General features: G+C 68.5%; 1 protein-coding gene. It reads right to left on the minus strand.

The window, feature by feature from the left end; all coding sequences use genetic code 11:
• Window positions 1–688 (minus strand): HNH endonuclease signature motif containing protein (locus AC5Y7D_RS30895; protein ID WP_499929989.1); only part of this gene is annotated, 688 nt, incomplete at both ends.

Consider the following 688-nt stretch of genomic DNA (forward strand, 5'->3'; position numbering starts at 1 on the left):
TGGGCTGGTGGGAGCCATTCGGTGTCGCCGTGGGCGTTTTTGCGGGTGGTCCAGCCTTTTTCGGCGAGGCGGTTGTCTGGGCCGCAGGCAAGGGTGAGGTCGTGGATGTCGGTGCAGTGGGTGGTGGTCCAGCCTGACGCGTGGTGGACTTCGGCGTGGTAGGCCGGGGCGTCGCAGCCCGGTCTGGTGCAGCCACCTTCTTTGGCCAGCAACATCATTCGCTGGGCGAGGTTGGCAAAGCGTTTGCTGTGGAACAGCGCCAGGGGTTTGGCGTGGTCGAAGACCGCGAGGTAGTGGTGGGCCTGGGTGGCCCAGCGGATCAGTGTCGGTAGCGGCACCCGGGTGCCGCCTCCGGTGCGGGCTCGGCCGGCGCCGGCTTCGAGGTCTTGCAGGGTGGTGGTGACGATGATGGAGACCGGCAGGCCGTTGTGGGTGCCGAGATCTCCGGAGGCGCACAGTGCGCGGATCCCGGTGATCATCGCGTCGTGGTTGCGTTGGGGTTGGCTGCGGGTGTCGCGGCGCGCGGTGTCGTCATCGGGAGCGCCGTCGGTGACCGGCTTCTCGTCCTCGGGGTTGGCCGCGCCGGGGGCGGCCAGCTTGGCCCACGCCGCTTCGATCAGGGCGCGTAGCTCGGGGGTGATCAGGCCGTTGATGCGTGACATGCCGTCGTATTCCTGCTTGCCCAGGA

The sequence above is a fragment of the Mycobacterium sp. NGS49 genome, assembly GCF_059812565.1.